This window comes from Nocardia bovistercoris, assembly GCF_015674855.1.
GTDB lineage: Bacteria > Actinomycetota > Actinomycetes > Mycobacteriales > Mycobacteriaceae > Nocardia > Nocardia bovistercoris.
This window is the reverse complement of record NZ_JADMLG010000043.1, coordinates 1-561: the sequence shown is the minus strand read 5'-3', so window position 1 is coordinate 561 and position 561 is coordinate 1. Positions and strand designations below refer to the sequence as shown.

At 61.5% G+C, this 561-nt stretch carries 1 pseudogene; it reads right to left on the bottom strand.

Features of this window, described 5'->3' with window-relative positions:
- A pseudogene (adh, locus tag IT779_RS37065) lies at nt 1-561 on the bottom strand (aldehyde dehydrogenase); the annotation flags it as partial.

Genomic DNA, 561 nt, shown 5'->3' with positions numbered 1-561 from the left:
GTGCGTTCGATGCAGCGGGTCATGAATTCGTCGTAGATGGTGGAGTGGATGAGGGCGCGGGAGGGGCAGGTGCAGACTTCGCCTTGGTTGAGGGCGAACATGACGAATCCTTCGATGGCTTTGTCGAGGTATTCGTCGTCGGTGTTCATGATGTCGGGCAGGAAGATGTTGGGGCTTTTGCCGCCGAGTTCGAGGGTGACGGGGATGATGTTGTCGCTGGCGTATTGCATGATGAGGCGGCCGGTGGTGGTTTCGCCGGTGAAGGCGATCTTGGCGATGCGGGGGCTGGTGGCGAGGGGTTTTCCGGCTTCGATGCCGTAGCCGTTGACGATGTTGAGGACGCCGGGTGGGAGTAGGTCGGCGATGAGTTCGGTGAGTAGGAGGATGGAGGCGGGGGTTTGTTCGGCGGGTTTGAGGACGACGCAGTTTCCGGCGGCGAGTGCGGGGGCGAGTTTCCAGGTGGCCATGAGGATGGGGAAGTTCCAGGGGATGATCTGGCCGACGACGCCGAGTGGTTCGTGGAAGTGGTAGGCGATGGTGTCGGCGTCGATCTGGGAGATC